This is a genomic window from Winogradskyella eckloniae (assembly GCF_013249045.1).
GTDB lineage: Bacteria > Bacteroidota > Bacteroidia > Flavobacteriales > Flavobacteriaceae > Winogradskyella > Winogradskyella eckloniae.
In genome coordinates this window covers 391,920-414,017 of sequence record NZ_JABRWP010000001.1, presented here as the reverse complement: position 1 = coordinate 414,017, position 22,098 = coordinate 391,920, and the positions used below count along the sequence as shown (strand labels likewise).

Sequence of the window (22,098 nt, the reverse complement as noted above, 5' to 3'; positions counted from 1 at the left end):
ATAAAACAAGATATTCATTATGGAAACACTTCAGTTTATACATTCAAATTGGGCTTATTTAGTTCTTTTAGTTTTAGTTCTAGCTACGCTTAATGCACTTATTAAGTTTTTTGGAGATAAAGAATTTGATGCAAAGGATTTTAGAATTTCGTTGTTTGCATTAATTACGATGCATATTCAATTACTAATTGGATTCATCTTATTTTTTACAAAAGACTATTTTTCTACCATTAAACAAGTTGGAGGCATGGGTGAAGTAATGAAAAATTCTGCTTTAAGAAATTTAATTATTGAGCATCCTTTAACTATGATAATCGCTGTTACCTTAGTAACTATAGGTTATTCTAAACATAAAAAGAAACTTACTTCTAAACCAAAATTTAAAGTTTTAGCTATTTTTTACAGCATCGCTTTGGTTTTAGTTTTAGCTAAAATCCCTTGGAGTCTTTGGTTCTAACAATAAAGTTTATGCATAAAAAAAGCGTCAAAACTAAGTTTTGACGCTTTTTTTTATGCTAGAATATGTTAATTCTTAGTCTTAGATTCCTTTAGGTCTTCTGTATTAGGTTTATCTGCATCGACCTCTTTTACTAAATAAATATAAACAGGAAAGTGATCGCTAAATCCATCAGTAAAACCACCATCAGCAAAACTTCTTAACGGATAGCCTTTATATCTTCCGTGTTTATTGCTTAAGTAATGTTTATTAAAAATACCAGATTTATAATATCGAAATGAAGAATAGTCCTTTTCTAAAAATGGCTTTGTTACTAATACTTGATCAAATAAACTCCACGCATCTCTATACCCTGTAGTTCCTAAACCTTGTTTCTTAAATTGGTTTTCAAAAGGATTATAAATCCCCTTTAATGGCACTTTGTTTTTATTTGCATGTGTCTTAAGTGCTTTCTTAAAACTGGCATTTGTAGGATCATCGTTATAATCACCCATAGAAATAATTTTTGCATAAGGATCTATAGATTGCAACGAATCAATAATTCTTTTATTAAGGTTTGCTGCTCCCACTCTTTTAGATCTACTACGAGCTTCTCCACCACTTCGCGACGGCCAATGGTTAACAATAACATGAATTAAATCACCTTCTAATTTACCAGAAACTAATAGCTGGTCTCTTGTAAAAACACGTTTTCTAGTGAGGTCATCATAGATAAGCAACTCATGCGAACTCGACTCTAATGGTGTAAAAAGCGCTTTTTGATATAATAAAGCTACATCGATACCTCGTTTATCTGGAGATTCAAAATGTATGATTCCATAATCTTTATGTAACAACTGAGGATCATTAACCAAATCCATTAGTACTTGTTTATTCTCAACCTCAGAAACTCCTATAATAGCAGGTGTATTTCCAGTGGCATCAGATCCAATATCCGCAACCACGCGCGCCATATTCTTTACCTTATTTTTATAAACCTCACCTCGTAATGATTCATTCATTTCCATTATAGGACTCGCTTCATCATATTTTGTAGGATCATTAATGGTATCAAAAAGATTCTCTAAATTGTAGAAGGCTACGGTGTGAATTTTAAACTTCTTTTTTTCTTGAGCATTTAAATTAACGAATGCTATTACGAATAGCACAAGTAATCCTAGTTTTAATTTTTTCATTTAGCGTATGTTATGTTAACATTAATAACGTTACAAATCTTAAGCCAAAAGTATATATTTATTATAAATAATGTAAATTTGCACGCCTTAAATAACTATAATTTAATCTACAAAGACTATTAACTTTAAAATTTAGTATGAAAAAAAGTTTAATTATTTTATTATTTGGAATTTTTACGTCCTTTACCATGATGGCACAAAAGACCATTATAAAAGGTAGCGTAAAAGACGCTGTGTCTTTTGAGCCAATTCCAGATGTAACAATTACCATTGAAGAAACGCAGCAAGCCACTTTAACAGATGGTTTAGGTGAATTTATGTTTTCAAGTGATGTTCCTCTAGGGGAACAAGTGCTTAGAATCTCTAAAACGGGATATGAAACAAAGCGCTATCCTATTGTTGTAAATGAAGGCGGCGTTGTAAACATAACAGACATGACCTTAGAGATTGAAATCACTGGTGCTCAAGATTTGTTTACAATTACATTGTCTGACGATGAGTTAAATGATGACACAAGTGGCGCAGATAATATATCTGGTTTATTATCATCTTCATTAGATGTTTTTCAAAGAACCGCAGCCTTTGAGTTCAGTTCTTCTTTTTTTAGAATTAGAGGTTTAGATTCTGACAATGGTTCTGTGTTAATGAACGGTATTGAAATGAATAAAATGTATAACGGAAGACCACAGTGGAGTAATTGGGGCGGATTAAACGATATGATGCGCAACCAAGTATTAGCTACTGGTTTACAAGCTTCTGAATACAATTTTGGAGGCATTTTAGGAACTTCAAATATTATCACAAGAGCATCTAGCTATAGAAAAGGAAGCCGTATTACGTATTCTTCTTCTAATAGAAGTTACACCAATAGAGCTATGGTAAGCTATGCTTCAGGTCTTACAGAAGGTGGTTGGTCTTATGCCTTTATGGTAGGAAGACGTTGGGGAGAAGAAGGCTACCAAGACGCTACTTTATATGATTCAAATTCATTTTTTGGATCAATTGAAAAGAAAATAAATGATAAACATAGCATAAACTTTACATCTATTTACACACCAAATAGAAGAGGAAAGTCTTCAGCTAACACGCAAGAAGTTTATGATCTCAAAGGAATTCAATACAATGAGTTTTGGGGTAATTTAGATGGTGAGCAACGCAATTCACGTATTAAAGAAGTAGAAGAACCTATATTAATGTTAAATCATTATTGGGATATTAACAGCAAAACAACATTAAACACCAATGTTGGATACCAATTTGGAAGAGTAGGAAATAGCCGTTTAGATTATGCAGGTGGTGTTAATCCAAGTCCTGCGTATTACCAAAACTTACCAAGTTATTTTTTAGAGGATGATGATTTAGCAGGTGCGTATGAAGCTCAGCAAGAATTTATAAACGATGGCCAAATAAATTGGGAAAGAATTATTGATGCTAACGTCACAAACAATATTTCTGGAGCACATGCAGCCTACGTTTTATATGAAGATAGAAATGATGACAAACAACTAACTGTTAACACTATCTTTAATACAGAATTAAATGATAACATACTTTTAAATGGTGGTATCAATTATAAACGATTAGATTCTGAAAATTTTGCAGAAATCATTGATTTGTTGGGTAGCACAACAGGTGCATTAAATGTAGATTCATTTAGTCAAAATCAATTTGATTTAAACAATCCTAACCAAGTTGCTTTTGAAGGTGATAAATTTAGATACAACTATAACATCTACGCAAACGAATTAAAAGGGTTTGCGCAAGCTCAGTTTAAATACAATAAAATTGACTTTTTCGTAGCAGGTAGCGTAACCAAAACTGATTATCAACGTGAAGGGTTATATAAAAACGAAAATCAAATTTCTTTTATTGATGGTGCAGAATATGACAATTCATTCGGTAAAGGTGATAAATTAGAATTTACAGGTATAGGTGCCAAGGCTGGATTAACCTATAAAATTACAGGTAAACACTTATTGAATTTTAATGGAGGTTATATGACTAAAGCACCTTCAATTAGAAATACATACACCAACTCAAGAGAGAGTCATGATTATGTAGGTAAAATTAATGGAGTTAATAATACTGATATTAACATCACTGAAGAAACCATTACATCAGTAGATGCGAGTTACATCTTTAGATCTCCAATAGTAAAAGCAAAATTAACAGGTTTTTATACAACTATAGAAGACGCTAATGAGATTTCATTCTTTTTTACTCAAGGTAGTACAACAGGTTTTATTCAAGAGGTTTTATCTGGTGTAAACAAAGAACATTTTGGTGGAGAATTAGGGATTGAAGCTCAGGTAACACCAACCATTAAATTAAAAGGTGCCGCTTCAGTTGGTCAATACACGTATAGTAACAACCCAAATTTATATGTGACGTCAACATCTGATGATTTTACAGAAACTGAAACTGATGCAAACACAGGTTTAACCACCACTGTGAATACCTCTGGAGTGGTTAGTACTTCAAACTTAGAAAACTATAAAGTAGCAGGTGGACCGCAAACGGCATATTCTATAGGTTTTGAATATAGAGATCCTAACTATTGGTGGTTTGGTGCAACGGCGAACTTCTTTGACAATGCCTATATAGATGTTAGTCCATTATCGCGATCTAACGAATTTTATACAGATGCAGATGGTTTACCATATAATGACTATGATCCTGAATTAGCAGAAGAGTTATTAAAACAAGAAAAGTTTGATAGTTACATGGTCATTAACCTTGTTGGTGGTAAATCTTGGAAGGTTGGAGATAAATATATTGGCTTTTTTGCAAGTGTAGGTAACTTACTAGATAAGGTTTATAAAACAGGTGGTTATGAGCAAGGAAGAAGAGCTGATTATAGAGCCTTAAGAGATGATGTTAGCAATGACACAAGAGTCTTTGGTTCTAAATATTGGTATGGTAGAGGAGCCAATTATTTTTTAAATGTGTATCTTAGATTCTAAAAAAAAGAAAAATTACTAAAAAATATTACGATTATGAAATGTGTAACATTCATGAATTCAAAAATTAAAAACAAAAAAGCTATGAATAAAACAATTAAATTACTGTTAGTTTTAATGGTCTCAGTTGCCATTACATCTTGTGTGCAAGATGACGATTATACTGTTCCTAATAGCTTAGGAAATGAGGAAAACGAAACACTAAATGAATTACTAAGCCGTGTAGATAATGGTTTAGACGATGAAATTCAGATGAAGTCTATAACTGAAGTAAGAGCTTTAGCTGTACAATATGAGGCTATAACAATAGAATCAGAAATCATGGTGAAAGGCTATGTATCTTCTAGTGATGAAACCGGAAACTTTTATAAAGAGTTTTTCATCCAAGATGCACCTTCAAACCCAACAACAACACTTAAAGTTGTATTGAACCAAGCTGATACGTATAACCAGTTTAACCAAGGTAGAGAAGTTTATATCTACTTAAAAGATTTAGTTATCGGTGAAACAAATACTGGTGATGACGTTATCACAATTGGAGGAAAAATTGATGATTTTGACAATGACGTTCTTGAAATGACTGCAAATCAAATACCAAATCATTTGTTTAGATCAACGGTAACCGAAACGTTAACACCTCTAGAATTAAATTTATCTGAAATTACTGAATCTCATTTAGGAATGTATGTTAAACTTATTGATGTTCAATTTCCTATAGGCTTAGCAGGTTTACCATATGTAGACCCAACTGATGATTACGATTCTTCTAGACCTATTGAAAGCTGTGGAGAATCTTCAACTTTTGTAATGGAGTCTAGCACATTTGCTAACTTTAAGGATATTACATTACCTACTAATGGTAAAGGATCTATCGCAGGAATTATTAATAAAACCTATGATGGTTATGATTTAGTTTTACAATTAAATACAACAGACGATGTTGTTATGGATGAAGTAAGATGTGATCCATTATTTGTTGAAGCTTTTGAAACAGATTTCTTAACTTGGACTAATTATAGCGTTACAGGTGCTCAAGTTTGGTCGCCAAACACTTATGGTAATCCAGGAAAATGTGCAGCTATGTCAGGATATGCAGGTTCTAACCAAAATAATGAAGATTGGCTAATTACACCAGCTATTGATTTATCTTCTGTAAGTGGTGCTGTATTAACATTTCAAACAGCAATGAATTATACAGGTCCTGTTTTAGAAGTCTATATGTCTACTGATTATGCTGGAGGAAACCCTAATAATAGTGGTTCTTGGACACCGCTTTCTGCAACATTATCTTCTGGGAGCTGGAACTGGACGGATTCTGGTGAGATTGATGTATCTGCTGCAGCTGGTGGTAATTTATTTATCGCTTTTAAATACACGTCTACTACATCTGGTTCTGCAACTTACGAAGTAGATAACGTAAAAGTAATTGCGCAATAATTGCGTGTACAAATAATATATTTAAAAAAACCTGCTAATTTCATTTAGCAGGTTTTTTATTTTTTTAAATATTAATTAATATGTTGGATAAATTCTACATTACTATTCTTAATCATTATAAAAAGAATTTAGGCAAACACAGTCTTAAAATAGCCTTAATGTATATTAATCTTTTAGAACTATCCATTACAATGGCTTTAGGTGCATTTTTTTTGGCATTTGCTAAACAAATGAAAATGCAAATAATGACGACTACCAAATTTTGGATTTTAATAACCCTTATAGCACTATTCATTATTTTTAAAAACTGGATGCGCTACAACGGTAAAAAAAGAGTCATCTTAAATGCAAAATCTGTACGTATTAATACTTCAATAGTTTTGTTATGGTTAATACCTATAGCAGGCTATCTTATTACATTTATCCTCTTGCAAGTTTAATTGCGATAAATATTAAAAAATAAAAACGCTACCAAATTGGTAGCGTTTTTATTTTTTAATAGAGAAAAAAACATTATTTCATTTTCTTTTCACCACTACAACATTTTTCCTTGCAATTCTCTTTACAAACTTTTTTTTCTGCTTCTGTTTTGTTTGCACAACTTTCTTTACACGCCTTTTTTTCTGCTTCTGTCTTATTAGCACAACATGCTTTCTTTTCTGCACCAAAAGCCTCTACTTTGCGCATATCTTTTACCTTGTAAGTCTTTGCTACCTTACCAACGGTTTCTTCTAATGAATTTGGGCTTACTTTGGCTTCATCATATTCAACCATCGCTAAACGCTTATCAAAATCTACTTTTGCAGATTTTACGCCGTCCATTTTAGCCATTTTCTTTTCAATAGTTTTGGCACAACCCATAGCACATGTCATACCTTCAATACCAAACTCTACTTTTGCATAAGTTGCGTTTGGATCTAAATTCTTAGCAACGTCTTTCTCAGAAACTTCAATACCTGCCGAAATGACTTCAGGTTTCGATTCATTTTTACATGAGGTAATAACCAATGTTAAAATCGCAATTATACTTATTCTTTTAAATGTGTTCATAGAATTAAACAATTAATATTTTGGATAAATCTAATAAATAAAGACGAATCTTGTGAGATAATTAACGAATTTTGTGATTAATTGAGACTCCCTTACTATGAAAAACTTAAACGTTAAATGGATATATTTAATACTACTTTCTATTATTTGGGGAAGCTCATTTATCTTAATAAAAAAATCGTTAATCGGTTTAACACCATATCAAATAGGTGCGCTTAGAACACTTTTTACAGGTGTTATTTTACTTGCTTTCGGATACAAAAAACTTAAAACGATTCATAAATCAAAATGGAAATGGCTTTTACTATCAGGTTTATTAGGTTCATTTATTCCTGCCTTTTTCTTTGCAATTGCCGAGACAGAAATTGATAGTGCTGTAACGTCTGTTTTAAACTCACTTGTGCCTCTAAATACCATATTACTTGGTGTGGCTGTTTTTAAAATTGCTTCAAACAAACGGCAAGTATTAGGTGTTATAATAGGTTTTATTGGCACTTCTATTTTAATTTTAAAAGGCTCTGAACTAAATCCTGATCAAAACTATTTTTATGCTGGCTATATTATAGCATCAACGCTTATGTATGCCGCTAATGTAAACATCATTAAACGCTATCTACAAGATGTAAAACCTTTAGCAATTGCAACAGGTAATTATGTTTTTATAATTATACCTGCGTTAATCGTTCTGTTATTAAGTGATTTTTTTACAGTTGAGACCTTTAAAGATCCTGCTATTCCTGAAGCCTTAATGTACATCACAATTCTTTCCGTATTTGGCACTGCCTTAGCTAAAATATTATTCTTTAGGTTAGTACAAATGTCAACACCTGTATTTGCTTCATCAGTTACCTATTTAATGCCTATTGTTGCTTTAATTTGGGGCCTGTTAGATGGAGAAGCTTTTAGCGTTATACAAGTATTGGCATCACTACTAATTCTATTTGGAGTCTATTTGGCAAACAGAAAAAAAGCATAAAAAAACCGAAGCTTTCACTTCGGTTTTTAGATATTTAATAACTGGTATTCTTAGTTAAAATCTGCATCAGTAATGCCTTCGTTTAACTTAGCTTCTAAAAGCTTAAATACAACTAATTGTCCCATTTGAGAACCTTCTCTTGTACCTGGGAATTTGATTCCATCATACTCTTTATAGTCTTTTAAAAATGTTTCTTGACTCTGTGTTTGCCCTTGCATAGAGGTCGTTTGAATCTCTTTAACTTTCAATCCAGATTCTACATCGTAGAAAAAGGTTAACGATACAACCTCACCTGGAAATTGTACTTTATAAGCTTCCTTACCTTCAATTTTCTCGATACCTGTTATTTTAGCAGTTTCAGAATTTAATAGATTTAATTCTGTTACTAAACCACCTAATTGTTTCATGTCATTTGCCATTCCTGGAGGTAGAGGGTTTTTGTTGATGGTTGCAGTTTCTTGAGTCGCTAAGATGGCCATCATAGGATTTCCATTCATATATAGCGTCTGCGCTAGCTTACCACTCATTCTTTTTTCTTCACTTATTACAGCAGAACCTTGGATACTGGCTTCATACTTCAGCAAAATTGAATTTAAAGCTTCAATCTTATCTTTTCCTCCAATAGCGTCAAAATATTTATTTAATACAGAACTTACGTTTACACCTTCTGGTAATTTTACCTCAAATTTTGGTTTTTGCGATGGATTAGCGTATTTATCAAAATACTTAATAGGAATTTCTGTCTTCTCTAAATTTTCTAATACCTCTGCTCCATTACCTACAACTATAATTCTTAAGTTATCCGCTTTAAAATATTTGTTAGCAACACGTGTAATATCTTCAACAGTTACATCTTTAATTTTTTGTAAATACGTTGTATAGAAATCTTCAGGTAAATCATTTAATTTAATGTTTAAAGCATAATTAGCTATGGTTTGAGGACGCTCTAAAGCCATTACAAAATTACCTATATACTTTTGTTTGGCATCTTCTAAAAGTTGAGCATCAACAGGCTCTGTTCTTATCCTTTTAATTTCTTTCAAGGCTTCAACCACAGCACTATCAGTCACTTCATTTCTTACTTTTGCTGTCGCATTAAAACGAGATGCGCCATATCTATCATTTCCTAAACTAGAATACGCTCCATAGGTATACCCTTTATCTTCTCTAAGGTTTTTAAATAAGTAACCTTCACCACCACCACCTAAGATGTTATTTGTAATTAAAGCTGCATGATAATCTTCATCATTCATCTTAAATTTCACATTGTTAGTAATAGAAAGATTTGATTGAGTAGCATCTGGTACATCAATAAAATTAATCTGAGTATACTGCACATTCGGATTGGGTTGAGGCACCGCAGAATTTACATCTACAGACTTCGTCCAATCATTAAAATACTTTTTTACCTGTTTTTTTACATCTTTATATTCTACATCACCAATAATAACTAAGTAAGCATTGTTAGGGTTAAAATACGTTTCGTAAAAAGCAACAGCATCACCAAAGGAAACATTGTTTATTGTTTCTTCTGTAATATACTCTCCATAAGGATGTTTTGTTCCATAAGATAAAGCCGAACCCACTCTACTCGCTATGGCATCAGAACTTTTTTCATCTGCTTTTAAGCCTTCAAGTAATTTATCTTTTTCTTTATTAAATTCTTCCTCAGTTAATAATGGGTTTATCGCTGCATCAGATAACAATTCTAAAATTCGCTCAGAATATTTTGTTAAACTGCTTGCAAAACCTCCACTAAAGCCAAAGTTTAAATTTGCACCTAAAAAATCAACTTCTTCATTAAATTTATCCTTAGAAATTGAAGTTGTTCCATTACCTAACATACTTCCAAGTAAGCTCTCTACACCTGCTTTATTTCCTGTTGCAATTGGTTTGTTATCTATTCTAAGAGAATACGTTACTTTAGGTAACTTATGGTTTTCTACGACCAATACCTTTAAACCATTTTTTAATTCAAATTCTTTTGGTTTATCTATAGAAATTTCTGGTTCAGGACCAGCAACAGGCGGTTGTGATCTATCTATTTGCGCATTTGCACTAATAGTAATTATAAATAATGCGAAAAACGCTACTATTTTAGTTTTCATATTTAATGCTGTTTTCATATTATTGATCGTCTTTTTTTGGAAGGTATTGTACTTCTACTCTCTGATTTGGGCTTAAATATTTTTTAGCCACGGACTGAATTTCTTCTCTAGAAATTGATCTGTAAATATCTAATTGATTATTAATGATATTAACATCACCATATAACAAATAATAACTTGCTAAAGAACCTGCTATACCAGCGATACTAGAATTAGAGTTTACAAAATCATTTTCAAATTGATTTAATAACTTATTATAGTCACGCTCACTAATGAGTTCATTTTGAATTTTTACAATTTCTTCATCCATATCTGCTAATAAAGTTTCTAAACTTACCTCTCCTAATGGCAATGCAAATAATGCAAAAATGTTATAATCTACCTGACCTAAGTTTACCGCTTGCACAGTTAAAGCCTCTTTCTTCTCGTCTATTAATTTTTTATATAACACAGAACTCTTTCCACCACTTAAATAAGTAGAAATCATATCTAAAACATAGGCTTCTCTGGTAGACTGACCTGGCAATCTATAAGCTGCAATAATTGCAGGAATCTGAATATTCTTATCGTAAGCCACTGCTTTTTTAGTTTCCGTAATTGGTGCTTCCATTTTAAAATCACGAACCACCTCTGGTCTTTTCTTTACTGCACTAAAATAATCTGTTACCATTGCCTTAGTCTTTTCATAATCTATTTTACCAGCAACAACTAGTACGGCATTGTTTGGTCCATAATACTTCTCAAAATACGCATTAAACTCTTCTAAAGTTGCAGCATCTAAATGATCCATTTCACCAATAACTGTATCTTTATAAGGGTGCTCACTGAAAAGATTTTCACCAATGGCTTTCAACAAACCACCATAAGGTCTATTATCCATGCTTTGTCTCTTCTCTTCTTTTACGACTTCATTCTGAGTATCAACACCAACCTGATCAATTACAGGATGAAGCATACGCTCTGATTCTAACCATAATCCTAACTCTAATTTATTCGATGGAAATATTTCGTAGTAATACGTTCTATCATTAGTGGTATTTGCATTAAAAACTCCGCCATTAGCAGGAATGATCTTCATAAATTCACCACGTTCTATATTTTCAGAACCTTCAAATAAAAGATGTTCAAAAAAATGAGCAAAACCAGTACGTTCTCGGCTACCATCTTTTCCTCCTACATCGTACATTACAGACGTAATCACAACAGGTGCTGTATCATCCTTATGCATGATAACGTGCAATCCATTGTCTAAATCAAATTCTTCAAATTCAACTTTTTGCGCTAAAGCCAATTGGCTAATAAACAGCAAAGAAGCCAAAGCCATTAAATAGTTTTTCATTGTAGTTTTGTTTAAATTAAATTGTTTTAAGTGTAAGTCTAAGCTAAATGTTTTTTGTTACAAAAAGCCACACAAAAATAAACAATGATTGTGGTATTTAGTAAGAATTAAACATGAAATGCCGTTAAATTGATTTTAAAATATCATTAATTTTTTAGACCGAATTCATTTTTAGGCTCAAAACCATCCAAAAAGCCCAAAAACGTTTGTATATTAAGAATATAGGCGTATATTTGCGTCCGCTTTCTGAGAAGAAAGTTAATTTTAATAAACAATTTAATAAAAACGTTACGCTATGTACGCAATTGTAGAGATAGCAGGGCATCAATTTAAAGTTGAAAAAGACCAAAAAGTTTTTGTTAACCGTTTAGCAACAGAAGAAGGTAAGAAAGTAGATTTCGATAACGTTCTTTTAATTGGTGATGGTAGCAATGTAACTGTAGGCGCCCCAGCTATAGACGGAGCACAAGTAAGTGCTAAAGTCTTAAAGCACCTTAAAGGTGATAAAGTAATAGTCTTTAAAAAGAAAAGACGTAAAGGTTACCGTGTAAAAAACGGACACAGACAATCTTTAACAGAAATCTTAATTGAAGGAATTACTGCTTCTGGAGCTAAGAAAGCTGCTCCAAAAAAAGAAACTAAAAAAGCTGAACCTAAAGTAGAAGCGAAAGCTGCTGCTCCTAAAGCTAAAAAAGCGACTGGTAAAGCAGATGATTTAAAGAAAATTGAAGGTATTGGTCCAAAAATAGCATCTACATTAGTAGAAGCTGGTATCGCTACTTTTTCTGATTTAGCAAAAGCTACACCAGAAGGAATTTCTGAAATCATTGCAGGTGTTAGAGGTAACCACGTTACTGATACATGGCCAGCACAAGCACAGTTAGCTGCTGATGGTAAGTGGGATGAGCTTAAAAAATGGCAAGACGAATTAGATGGTGGTAAAGCTTAATTGCTAAATCACTTAAGTATAACAATATAAAACCTTAAGATCATGGCTCATAAAAAAGGAGTTGGTAGTTCGAAGAATGGTAGAGAATCAGAATCGAAACGTTTAGGCGTTAAGATTTTTGGTGGACAAGCTGCTATTGCTGGAAACATTATCATAAGACAACGTGGTAACACACATCACCCAGGTGAAAACGTTTACCAAGGAAAAGATCACACTTTACACGCTAAAGTTGATGGTCTAGTAAAATTTACTAAGAAAAAAGACAACAAGTCTTACGTTTCTATTGAGCCTTTTGAGGCTTAAGAAATATTATTTCTTAACAAATTACAAGAACCCTTTCTATTTATAGAGAGGGTTTTTTAATACAATACATTCTTTATCTTTTTGTTTAATAAGGACCAACCTAATCATGTAATGAAAACACCTTTTGTCCTTATAATAATTTGCCTTAGTTTTCTCTTTAACTGTAAGTCGTCTCAACCTAAAACCCAACACCTATCAGAAAACAATGCGTTAAAGACAAGAATTCAGCACCTCGACACAACGGATAGTATCAAATTTGAAGCCGCAATTGAACTCAAAAAAATGAATGTGGTATATAGAGGTGTTGCAAATCCTATTTATATTGCCATACCGCACGCTTTATCATTTGAAGCTTCTGCGCCTGGATTAAAAAAGAAAGATAGTATTGGGAATTATATAATGAATCCAGGAAGCGGCACAACCGTCGATATTTTAATTAAATCTACTCTCAAGAATGGTAAGGAATTTACTCAAATAAAAACACTGAGAATTCGAGATATAGGTAATATTGAAGGAACATTAAATAGTATCCAATGTAGTAATTCTAAATGTCAGTTACTATTTACTAAGGAAGAATTAAAGAACAGTAAAATAGGATTAAACGGCGATAATTTTGTATTCAATCTTGATTTAGATGTAACAGGTTTTAAACTAAAATTACCTAATATTGAAACTATTCAAGTTAATGGAAACACAATTCCTGAAACAATTAATGATGAACTTGACAAATTGAAACCAGATGATAAAATCGTAATTTTTGATATTAATCTAAAAGTTAATAATCCGAATTTTAGTACAATTAGGATTTGTAAAACTCCTATAATTCAAGTAAGAATAATAGAATAATTATATCGCATTAAGACCTACAAGCCTCTATTTTTAAATCAAACAATCTCCATCTTCTTCAACAAAAAGCTAGCATTCATGTTTTGGCAAACACCTTGTTTTAGTTTGTAATCAAAAAAGAGTTCATCGTTTATAATTTCTGCATCGAAGTAATAATTTTTCACGGCTTCAAGTTCAGTTTCAATTTCTGTGAGACTTAAATCGTGTGTTGCGATAATTCCTGTAGCATTTAGTTTCACCAGCTTTTCTACAAACTTTCTAGAGCCAATAGCTTTATCAGTACTATTGGTTCCTTTGAGTATTTCATCGAGAATGATAAAATAATTTTTATCTTTTTCAATGGTATCAACAACAAATTTTAAACGTGTAAGCTCGCTAAAGAAGTACGAACTATCATCGGTTAACGAATCCGTTGTTCGCATACTTGTAATAAGTTTTATAGGCTTGTATTTACTTTGTTTTGCGCAAACTGGTAAACCGACATTAGCCATAACAATATGTAGTGCTACTGTTCTTAAAAAAGTACTTTTCCCTGCCATGTTTGCACCTGTAATGATAAAAAACTGTTCTTCTTTTAGTTTGAGATTACTATTAACGCGCTTTTCAGAATTTAACAAGGGATGACCTAATTCTTCTGCACATATTGTTACGGGTTCTTCTGTAATAATAGGATAAGTAAACTCTTGATGGTTAAATGCGTAGTTGCCCAAACTATTAAAGGCATCAAAAAAGGTAACGACATCAAACCAATCTTCGACCTTGTCTGCATATTGTGTTATCCATTTTTCTACATTGTAACTACTTCTAATATCTATTAGTAATAATCCATTTCCAAAAATCGCTGAGATTAAATTGTTTCTATTATCTAAGGCATCAAGGGTTTTAGAAAATTTTGAAAATATTTCGGAAGCCTTTATTCCTTCGGACTGAATGCGTTTTTGTTTCTTTTGTAATAATTCTGACTTAAATGTAGTTGTTTCAATGGCATGAAGTAATAAGGCGTATTGTCTAAAGGTTTCTTTTGCTCTTCCTGTATGTTGCGCCAAATTATTTATTTTCTTTAAATACAAACCTGTAATACCTAAACCTAATAGCAACCAATAACCAGCTAATGATATTGGGATAATCTCAGCGATTCCAAGTCCAATAAGACCTAAAGAAGCAACACTAAATCCAATAGTTAGCCAATACTGAGTTTTACCTAAAAAGGGTTTATAATCTTTTAACCAAGCGATAATTGATTTTGCAGAATGCTCAACCTCTACACCTTGTGCAATGGCTGCATAGTTTTGCCTCCATTTAGGTAATGTAGCCAATTCTTTAATAGCCTGTTGACGCGCTTCAATATTCACAATATTATTAGCAAGTAAATTTTCAGTCAGCTTTTGCGTGCCTTCTTTTATAGCAGTTCTATTTATAAACTGAAAAAAAGACCCTTTTCCGAATATATCGATATCTAAACTAAAAACATGTTTCGGGTTCTGATACTCTTTTCCATCTAACCTATCATAAAAATCGCCTTGAGCTATCTTTAGTTCATCTTCGTTAATGACAATAAGTCGTTTGTGAAGATTTCTTTTTGATTTTAAATCTGTATATCTTGAAAGTAAAAAAAGAAAAGTAGCCATCCCAACAACACCAATGCCCAAAGCTAGCTGCCAATTTTGAAACGTAAAATAGACTCCTGTCGCTGTAATAACAAAAATGGATAGGCGTAAAATACTATACAAACTGAGTTGCTTAAAGATGCGTTTAGATTCAATTTGATTGATGTCTAGTTGTTCTTTATAAAATGTATTTGGGTTTTGCATAATACCGAATTAATTGCGAAATATAATAAAAGTAAAATCCCAAGCTGTTAATAAGCTTGGGATTTATATATCATTTAACGTATAGCTAGCTTTACGTGGTCATAATTGTTTAACCTTTTATACTTGCTGCTAAATACTCACGATTCATACGTGCTATATTTTCTAATGAAATACCTTTAGGGCATTCTACCTCACAAGCTCCAGTATTTGTACAATTACCAAAACCTTCTTCATCCATTTGCTTAACCATATTTAAAACACGGTCTGTCGCTTCTACTTGTCCTTGTGGTAATAAAGCAAACTGAGATACTTTAGCGCCTACAAATAACATTGCACTAGAGTTTTTACAACTTGCTACACAAGCACCACATCCAATACATGTTGCCGCTTCAAAAGCTTTGTCTGCATCATGTTTGTTTACCGGAATAGCATTTGCATCTATTGTATTACCAGATGTATTTACAGAAATAAAACCACCTGCATGCTGTATACGATCAAAAGAACTTCTATCTACAATTAAATCTTTAACAACAGGAAACGCAGTAGCTCTAAATGGCTCGATAGTAATTGTATCACCATCTTTGAACATTCTCATGTGTAACTGACACGTTGTAATACCTCTATCTGGTCCGTGAGCTTCTCCATTTATATATAATGAACACATACCGCAAATACCTTCTCTACAGTCATGATCAAAAGCAACCGGACTTTCGTCATTATTTACTAACTGTTCATTTAAAACATCTAACATTTCAAGGAAAGACATATCTGGCGAAATATCATTGACTTTATAATCAACCATTTTCCCTTTATCACTTGCGTTTTTTTGACGCCAAATTTTAAGTGTTAAATTCATTTCTTTAGTTTTTGGTTTTTAGTTGTTTGTTGTTAGTTGCTGTTGCCATTTACTAACAACCATCAACCATAAACTATTTATTTGTAACTTCTTTGTTTTAATTCTATATCCTTAAACTCTAATTGCTCTTTATGCAAAACAGCATCGCTAGGTTCACCTTTATATTCCCAAGCTGCTACATAAGCAAAATTTTCATCGTCTCGTAAAGCTTCACCTTTTTGTTCTCCGTCTAATTCTACGGAGTCTTCTCTAAAGTGTCCACCACAAGATTCTTCTCTGTTTAAAGCATCTTTTGCAAATAATTCTCCTAATTCTAAGAAATCTGCTACTCTACCAGCTTTTGCCAACTCTTCGTTGTATTCCTCGTTAGTTCCTGGTACTTTTACATCTTTCCAGAATTGCGCTCTTAGCTCTTTGATTTCGGCTATAGCTTCAGTTAATCCTTTTACATTACGGGACATACCTACTTTGTTCCACATTATTTTTCCTAATTTCTTATGGAAATAATCTACAGAATGTTGGCCTTCATTTGTAACAAAGAAATTTAATTTCTCTCTAACTTCATTCTCTGCGTCTTCAAACTCTTTTGTTTCTGTAGAAATAGGTCCAGTACGTATATCATTAGACAAATAATCACCAATTGTATAAGGCAATACAAAATAGCCATCTGCTAAACCTTGCATTAATGCAGAAGCTCCTAATCTGTTAGCACCATGATCTGAGAAATTAGCTTCACCAATACAGTACAGTCCTGGCACAGTAGTCATTAGGTTATAATCTACCCAAACACCTCCCATGGTGTAGTGTACTGCAGGATAAATCATCATTGGTGTGTTGTATGGATCTTGATCTACAATCTTCTCATACATTTGGAATAAGTTTCCATATTTATTTTTAACAACTTCTTGCCCTAACTTCTTAACTAAAGCAGCGTCATTTTCATTTAGTCCTTTTACGTGCGCTTGTTCTTTTCCGTATCGTGTTATTGCAGAAGCAAAATCTAAAAATACAGCCTCACCTGTTGCATTTACACCAAAACCTGCATCACATCGTTCTTTTGCTGCACGAGACGCAACATCTCTAGGTACTAAATTACCAAATGCAGGATAACGACGCTCTAGATAATAATCTCTATCCTCTTCAGCGATATCTTTTGGTTTTAATGTTTTATTTCTGATGGCCTCAACGTCTTCCATCTTTTTAGGTACCCAAATACGTCCATCGTTACGTAATGACTCCGACATCAAAGTTAATTTAGACTGATGATCTCCAGAAACTGGTATACATGTAGGGTGAATTTGAGTGTAACAAGGGTTAGCAAAGTAAGCTCCACGTTTGTGTGCTTTCCATGCTGCGGTTACATTACTTCCCATCGCATTAGTTGATAAGAAAAACACATTACCATAACCACCTGTTCCTAAAACAACAGCATGAGCTGAGTGTCTTTCTATTTCACCAGTTATTAAGTTACGTGTTATAATGCCTCGCGCTTTTCCATCGACTTTTACAACGTCTAACATTTCGTGACGGTTGTACATTTTAATTTTACCACGACCAATTTGACGGTTCATAGCAGAATAAGCGCCTAACAATAGTTGTTGTCCTGTTTGACCTGCAGCATAAAACGTTCTTGATACCAGTACACCACCAAAAGAACGGTTGTCTAATAATCCACCATATTCACGAGCAAAAGGAACACCTTGCGCCACACATTGGTCAATAATATTTGCAGATACCTCAGCTAAACGATAAACATTAGCTTCACGAGAACGATAATCTCCACCTTTTACAGTATCATAAAATAATCTATAGGTAGAATCGCCATCACCTTGGTAATTCTTAGCTGCGTTAATTCCGCCTTGTGCCGCAATAGAGTGTGCACGTCTTGGTGAATCTTGAAAGCAAAACGCTTTTACATTATAACCTAGTTCTGCTAATGTTGCAGCAGCAGATCCACCTGCTAAACCGGTACCCACAATAATAACATCTATATTACGCTTGTTTGCTGGGTTTACTAAGTCTATATGATTTTTATAGTCCGTCCATTTATCTTTAATTGGACCTTTTGGTATTTTTGAATCTAAAGCCATAAAAGCAATTTTTTAGTGTCCTGTTAAATGATGAAATAATGCAATAAAGATGAAACCTAACGGTATTCCTATAGCATAAACTTTACTGAAAGTTTTCATTCCTTTTGTATACTTATTATTTGCTCCTACAGATTGAAATGCAGAATTAAAACCATGTAATAAGTGCAAGGCTAGAAAGATAAATGCTATAACATAAGCACCTACTCTAAGTGGACTATGAAATTTTTCTACTAACTCATGAAAATATCTAAACTCACCATTGTGTAAGCCCGACATATCACCAACAATATATTTTGTATTTATTTCTGGAATCCAAAAATCAATAAAGTGTAAAACGATAAAAGCCAATATTGCTAAACCGCTCCAGATCATGTTTCTACTCATCCAAGACGAGTTTGCAGCACCATTATTTTTTGCATAACTCACTTGTCTCGCTTTATTATTTTTCAGCTCTAGTACAAATCCCATTACAAAATGGAAAATAACTCCAAAAATTAATACGGGTTGCATCACATATTGAACCGCCCAAAACGTACCCATAAAATGCGATACTTCATTAAAAGTATCTGCGCTAAATACAGATAATAAGTTAATTGCAAAATGTTGTAATAAGAAAATCATTAGGAAGAGTGCCGAAAGTGCCATGGCAAACTTTCTTCCAATCGAAGAATTTAGAATTCCGCTCATTGTAGTTCTAATTTATTTTAGTCTAACAAAGATACAGTGCAATTGCCTTTTAGGCAACTGCACAGACAGATAATTAAATTATTTAGAATCAATTTAATCTAGATACCTAATTAATCAATTTTTAATTTGGTTTTTGCCTTTCCGAGCTGAATCTCATAGTCACCTTTTGGTAAATAGTACTTTTTATTTCCTGTTTCCTTAAAGTGTAGACTGCTATCTGCCTTAATCATAGCCTTCTTTCCTTTCTCTGTTAACTCTAAATTGTATTCTACATAGTTAAACCCCTTGAGGACATCCACATCTATTGTATTTAAAACTGCTCCGTTTTGAGATAGTATTTTTAATGTTTTTTCTCCGGTAATATCACTAAAAAATGTTACTGTAGTTTTAGGCTCAAATACATCATACCAAGAACTCCAAGAACTTCCCCATCGTCTAGAATATTTTATTGGTGGCATTTTCATAAATGTAATTTGATCTTGAGTACTCGTAGTATTTAATGTTTGAAGCGCTTCTATATTGGTTTTATAAATACTTCGTCCATGTGTGCCTAGAAGTAAATCCTTTGCCGTTGACTGAATTACAATGTCATGAACCGCAACATTTGGTATGCCGTTTGAAAACACTTCCCATACCATTCCTTTATTAAATGAAACATACGCACCATTATCTGTACCTACATATAATATGTTTTCAATTTCAGAATCTTCTTTAATAACATTCACAGAAGACGTTGGGATATTACTACTTATTCGCGTCCACGTTTGTCCATAATCTTCACTGACATAAATATACACACTAAAATCATCCCAACGGTAGCCATTTAATGTAACATAAACACGTTCTTTTTTATGCTGAGAGGCAACCACTCGACTGACCCATAAATCTTTTGGTAGATTATTTGAAATTGTTGTCCAGCTTCCGCCTGCATCTTTTGTGACACTAATAACACCATCATCGCTTCCTGTATAAATTAGACCAAATTGAAAAGGACTCTCGCTAATTGTTGTTAAAGTACCATAAGCTACATTTCCCTTTTTTCCGCCATTAGTTAAATCGTTACTTATAGCTTCAAAATCATCACCTTTATTCATAGAACGCATTAGTTTATTACCTCCTAAGTATAAAATATCTTGATTATGTGGTGACAACAATATTGGTGTTTGCCAATTAAATCTATAAGGCGTTTCTCCCAAAGTATGTTTCGGCTGAATATATTTGCGCTCACCTGTTTCACGATTAATTCTAAAATAGTTTCCAAACTGGTAACCTGTATAGACAATATTAGAATCTCTGTTATCAATTTGAATTTGCATACCATCGCCTCCCATTATACTTTCCCATGGATATTGACCACTTTGATGCCAACTCTTATCTTCCTTTGCATTATTTGCACCAAACCAAACACCATTATCTTGCAGGCCACCATAGACATTATAGGGTTTTTCATGATCTACATTAATGGCATAAAACTGACCAACGCTTGGCGAATTTAGTTTAATCCAATTTTCGCCATCGTCATAACTCATGTTAAGTCCACCATCATTACCGTCAATTAAATGACCTTGTTTTTTGGGATTTACCCAAAGTGCCTGATGATCTGCATGTACATTTTCTTTGCTAATGGATGTAAATGATTTTCCACCATCTTTAGATTTTAAAATAGGAACTCCCATAATGTAAATGCCATTTTCATCTTGTGGATCTACTCTGATTTCTCCAAAATAATAACCGTAACTATAGTATAAACCATCTATAAAATCATTATGCGTTTTTTTCCAAGATTTTCCACCATCTGTACTTTTATAAACCTCAGCACCAATTACTGGTGTATCAAACAGCAAAGCGTTAGCATCTTCTAAATAATGCGCCAAATCAATAGGCTTTACACTTCCGCTACTAACGAGTTGTTTTACATTTGATGCTCTGTATTTTTCTTGAAATCCATTTGTTTTTAAATAGGCATTTAGTTTTTTGTCGTCAAGATTCATAAAAGCATCAACACTCATAGTTTTAAAATCTTCTTTTGTTAATCCTGAAGATTTACGCTTTTTAGATTGCGCTTTTCTATGAAACTGACTATCATGAATCGTATAAATAGTATTCTCGTCATAAACAGCAATACCTATTCTACCTACACCTTCTCCTGCTGGAAACCCACTGTCTTTTGTGGAAACTTTTGTCCAAGTATCGCCTGCATCTGTACTTTTATAAATCGCTGAATTATTTCCGTTTCCTGTAAAATTCCATGCTTTTCTATCTCTTGTCCAAGAAGACGCGAACATGATATTAAAATTATCTGGCGCATATTGCACGTCAATAATCCCACTCATGTTATCTACAAACAAAGTTTTAGTCCAGTTTTGTCCACCATTTGTAGTTTTGTAAATACCACGTTCTTCATTTTTAGAATATAAATGACCAGTAACACCAACAATTACTTCATCAGGATTTTTAGGATTAATAAGAATGCGTCCAATATGATGTGAGTCTTCTAAACCAACATGTTGCCAAGTTGCTCCATTATCCGATGATTTTAAAATACCAATACCTGCATAACTAGACCTTGAGCTATTATTTTCTCCTGTACCAACCCAAATGGTTCTGTTTTTCCAATCTACTGCAATATCACCAACATTCTGAGTATCTGAACTGTCTAAAATAGGCGTAAACGTTGTGCCATTATTTGTAGTATGCCACACACCACCTGATGCATAACCAACATAAAATTCTGAAGGTTCATCCGGATTGACGTCTACATCTACCACACGACCACTCATAACTGTTGGTCCAATATTTTGAAAAGGTACATTTTTCACTAAAGATGTTTCTTGCATTTTTTGCTTTTCAATTAAAGCATCTTTAATGGTTTCTGAAGAAGTAGCAGGTTGCTGAGAAAAAACAAAAAAAGAACTTAAAAGTAAGGCAAACGAGAGGAATTTGGACATAATTATTGTGGTTGGATTTTTAATTCTATGAAATTAAGCATTTCAAAACGAACATTGATAAAAGTCTCATAAATTTTAACAGATTCTAGCGTTGCGTTTTTCCTTG

General features: G+C 33.0%; 17 protein-coding genes. 8 read left to right on the top strand and 9 right to left on the bottom strand.

The genetic code is table 11. The features are described 5' to 3' along the window. Nucleotides 1-16: 16 nt before the first annotated feature. Entirely contained in the window at nucleotides 17-457 is a 441-nt protein-coding gene (locus HNV08_RS01855) for a hypothetical protein (protein ID WP_173279635.1), read from the top strand. Nucleotides 458-525: 68 nt separating this feature from the next. Here the strand turns inward: HNV08_RS01855 and HNV08_RS01850 are convergent, their stop codons facing one another. Continuing rightward, on the bottom strand, nucleotides 526-1,632 hold the full coding sequence (locus HNV08_RS01850; protein WP_173279405.1) for an endonuclease/exonuclease/phosphatase family protein: 1,107 nt from the start codon (nucleotides 1,630-1,632) through the stop codon (nucleotides 526-528). A gap of 137 nt (nucleotides 1,633-1,769) precedes the next feature. Between HNV08_RS01850 and HNV08_RS01845 the strand changes: the two genes are divergently transcribed. From HNV08_RS01845 to HNV08_RS01835, 3 genes are all read left to right on the top strand, one after another. Beyond that, complete coding sequence (locus HNV08_RS01845; RefSeq protein WP_173279404.1) at nucleotides 1,770-4,595, top strand: carboxypeptidase regulatory-like domain-containing protein; 2,826 nt, start codon at nucleotides 1,770-1,772, stop codon at nucleotides 4,593-4,595. Between the two features lie 81 nt (nucleotides 4,596-4,676). Next, nucleotides 4,677-6,029, top strand: a complete 1,353-nt coding sequence (locus HNV08_RS01840; protein WP_173279403.1) for a DUF5689 domain-containing protein — start codon at nucleotides 4,677-4,679, stop codon at nucleotides 6,027-6,029. Between the two features lie 80 nt (nucleotides 6,030-6,109). Further along, entirely contained in the window at nucleotides 6,110-6,469 is a 360-nt protein-coding gene (locus tag HNV08_RS01835) for a hypothetical protein (protein WP_173279402.1), read from the top strand. A 73-nt stretch (nucleotides 6,470-6,542) separates the two neighbouring features. Here the strand turns inward: HNV08_RS01835 and HNV08_RS01830 are convergent, their stop codons facing one another. Next, on the bottom strand, nucleotides 6,543-7,079 hold the full coding sequence (locus tag HNV08_RS01830; protein WP_173279401.1) for a cation transporter: 537 nt from the start codon (nucleotides 7,077-7,079) through the stop codon (nucleotides 6,543-6,545). A 97-nt stretch (nucleotides 7,080-7,176) separates the two neighbouring features. Here HNV08_RS01830 and HNV08_RS01825 point away from each other — a divergent pair, with 97 nt between their 5' ends. Beyond that, complete coding sequence (locus HNV08_RS01825) at nucleotides 7,177-8,055, top strand: DMT family transporter (RefSeq protein ID WP_173279400.1); 879 nt, start codon at nucleotides 7,177-7,179, stop codon at nucleotides 8,053-8,055. A gap of 50 nt (nucleotides 8,056-8,105) precedes the next feature. Here the strand turns inward: HNV08_RS01825 and HNV08_RS01820 are convergent, their stop codons facing one another. Both HNV08_RS01820 and HNV08_RS01815 read right to left on the bottom strand, forming a co-directional pair. Then, on the bottom strand, nucleotides 8,106-10,163 hold the full coding sequence (locus tag HNV08_RS01820; RefSeq protein ID WP_173279399.1) for a M16 family metallopeptidase: 2,058 nt from the start codon (nucleotides 10,161-10,163) through the stop codon (nucleotides 8,106-8,108). A gap of 19 nt (nucleotides 10,164-10,182) precedes the next feature. Continuing rightward, nucleotides 10,183-11,502: a M16 family metallopeptidase gene (locus tag HNV08_RS01815; protein ID WP_173279398.1), complete on the bottom strand. Its 1,320-nt coding sequence runs from the start codon at nucleotides 11,500-11,502 to the stop codon at nucleotides 10,183-10,185. A gap of 295 nt (nucleotides 11,503-11,797) precedes the next feature. Here HNV08_RS01815 and rplU point away from each other — a divergent pair, with 295 nt between their 5' ends. From rplU to HNV08_RS01800, 3 genes are all read left to right on the top strand, one after another. Continuing rightward, nucleotides 11,798-12,451, top strand: a complete 654-nt coding sequence (gene rplU / locus HNV08_RS01810) for a 50S ribosomal protein L21 (RefSeq protein WP_173279397.1) — start codon at nucleotides 11,798-11,800, stop codon at nucleotides 12,449-12,451. Nucleotides 12,452-12,493: 42 nt separating this feature from the next. Beyond that, nucleotides 12,494-12,754, top strand: coding sequence for a 50S ribosomal protein L27 (gene rpmA, locus HNV08_RS01805; RefSeq protein ID WP_013869859.1), 261 nt, complete (start codon nucleotides 12,494-12,496; stop codon nucleotides 12,752-12,754). Nucleotides 12,755-12,865: 111 nt separating this feature from the next. Continuing rightward, the gene (locus HNV08_RS01800; protein ID WP_173279396.1) at nucleotides 12,866-13,600 is read left to right on the top strand and encodes a GldM family protein; all 735 of its coding nucleotides are present in this window, start codon (nucleotides 12,866-12,868) and stop codon (nucleotides 13,598-13,600) included. A gap of 38 nt (nucleotides 13,601-13,638) precedes the next feature. On the opposite strand, the gene HNV08_RS01795 is transcribed toward HNV08_RS01800, so the two are convergent. The 5 genes from HNV08_RS01795 to HNV08_RS01775 all read right to left on the bottom strand — a co-directional run bounded on the left by HNV08_RS01795 (nucleotide 13,639) and on the right by HNV08_RS01775 (nucleotide 21,992). Then, nucleotides 13,639-15,411: a MutS-related protein gene (locus HNV08_RS01795; protein WP_173279395.1), complete on the bottom strand. Its 1,773-nt coding sequence runs from the start codon at nucleotides 15,409-15,411 to the stop codon at nucleotides 13,639-13,641. Between the two features lie 109 nt (nucleotides 15,412-15,520). Continuing rightward, entirely contained in the window at nucleotides 15,521-16,267 is a 747-nt protein-coding gene (locus HNV08_RS01790) for a succinate dehydrogenase/fumarate reductase iron-sulfur subunit (protein WP_173279394.1), read from the bottom strand. A gap of 77 nt (nucleotides 16,268-16,344) precedes the next feature. After that, nucleotides 16,345-18,357, bottom strand: coding sequence for a fumarate reductase/succinate dehydrogenase flavoprotein subunit (locus HNV08_RS01785; RefSeq protein ID WP_173279393.1), 2,013 nt, complete (start codon nucleotides 18,355-18,357; stop codon nucleotides 16,345-16,347). 12 nt (nucleotides 18,358-18,369) lie between these two features. Beyond that, nucleotides 18,370-19,044 carry a succinate dehydrogenase cytochrome b subunit gene (locus HNV08_RS01780; RefSeq protein WP_173279392.1) on the bottom strand — a complete coding sequence of 225 codons (675 nt, stop codon included), beginning with the start codon at nucleotides 19,042-19,044 and terminating at the stop codon, nucleotides 18,370-18,372. 110 nt (nucleotides 19,045-19,154) lie between these two features. Further along, nucleotides 19,155-21,992 (bottom strand): WD40/YVTN/BNR-like repeat-containing protein, encoded by a 2,838-nt coding sequence (locus HNV08_RS01775; RefSeq protein WP_173279391.1) that lies wholly within the window; start codon nucleotides 21,990-21,992, stop codon nucleotides 19,155-19,157. Between the last annotated feature and the right edge of the window lie 106 nt (nucleotides 21,993-22,098).

What these genes read in the sequence shown, in the direction of transcription:
- HNV08_RS01820 (WP_173279399.1), bottom strand. Translation starts at nt 10,163, where the DNA reads ATGAAAACTAAAATAGTAGCGTTTTTCGCATTATTTATAATTACTATT.
- rpmA (WP_013869859.1), top strand. Translation starts at nt 12,494, where the DNA reads ATGGCTCATAAAAAAGGAGTTGGTAGTTCGAAGAATGGTAGAGAATCA.
- HNV08_RS01835 (WP_173279402.1), top strand. Translation starts at nt 6,110, where the DNA reads ATGTTGGATAAATTCTACATTACTATTCTTAATCATTATAAAAAGAAT.
- HNV08_RS01845 (WP_173279404.1), top strand. Translation starts at nt 1,770, where the DNA reads ATGAAAAAAAGTTTAATTATTTTATTATTTGGAATTTTTACGTCCTTT.
- HNV08_RS01815 (WP_173279398.1), bottom strand. Translation starts at nt 11,502, where the DNA reads ATGAAAAACTATTTAATGGCTTTGGCTTCTTTGCTGTTTATTAGCCAA.
- HNV08_RS01790 (WP_173279394.1), bottom strand. Translation starts at nt 16,267, where the DNA reads ATGAATTTAACACTTAAAATTTGGCGTCAAAAAAACGCAAGTGATAAA.
- HNV08_RS01850 (WP_173279405.1), bottom strand. Translation starts at nt 1,632, where the DNA reads ATGAAAAAATTAAAACTAGGATTACTTGTGCTATTCGTAATAGCATTC.
- HNV08_RS01800 (WP_173279396.1), top strand. Translation starts at nt 12,866, where the DNA reads ATGAAAACACCTTTTGTCCTTATAATAATTTGCCTTAGTTTTCTCTTT.
- HNV08_RS01785 (WP_173279393.1), bottom strand. Translation starts at nt 18,357, where the DNA reads ATGGCTTTAGATTCAAAAATACCAAAAGGTCCAATTAAAGATAAATGG.
- HNV08_RS01780 (WP_173279392.1), bottom strand. Translation starts at nt 19,044, where the DNA reads ATGAGCGGAATTCTAAATTCTTCGATTGGAAGAAAGTTTGCCATGGCA.
- HNV08_RS01775 (WP_173279391.1), bottom strand. Translation starts at nt 21,992, where the DNA reads ATGTCCAAATTCCTCTCGTTTGCCTTACTTTTAAGTTCTTTTTTTGTT.
- rplU (WP_173279397.1), top strand. Translation starts at nt 11,798, where the DNA reads ATGTACGCAATTGTAGAGATAGCAGGGCATCAATTTAAAGTTGAAAAA.
- HNV08_RS01795 (WP_173279395.1), bottom strand. Translation starts at nt 15,411, where the DNA reads ATGCAAAACCCAAATACATTTTATAAAGAACAACTAGACATCAATCAA.
- HNV08_RS01825 (WP_173279400.1), top strand. Translation starts at nt 7,177, where the DNA reads ATGAAAAACTTAAACGTTAAATGGATATATTTAATACTACTTTCTATT.
- HNV08_RS01830 (WP_173279401.1), bottom strand. Translation starts at nt 7,079, where the DNA reads ATGAACACATTTAAAAGAATAAGTATAATTGCGATTTTAACATTGGTT.
- HNV08_RS01840 (WP_173279403.1), top strand. Translation starts at nt 4,677, where the DNA reads ATGAATAAAACAATTAAATTACTGTTAGTTTTAATGGTCTCAGTTGCC.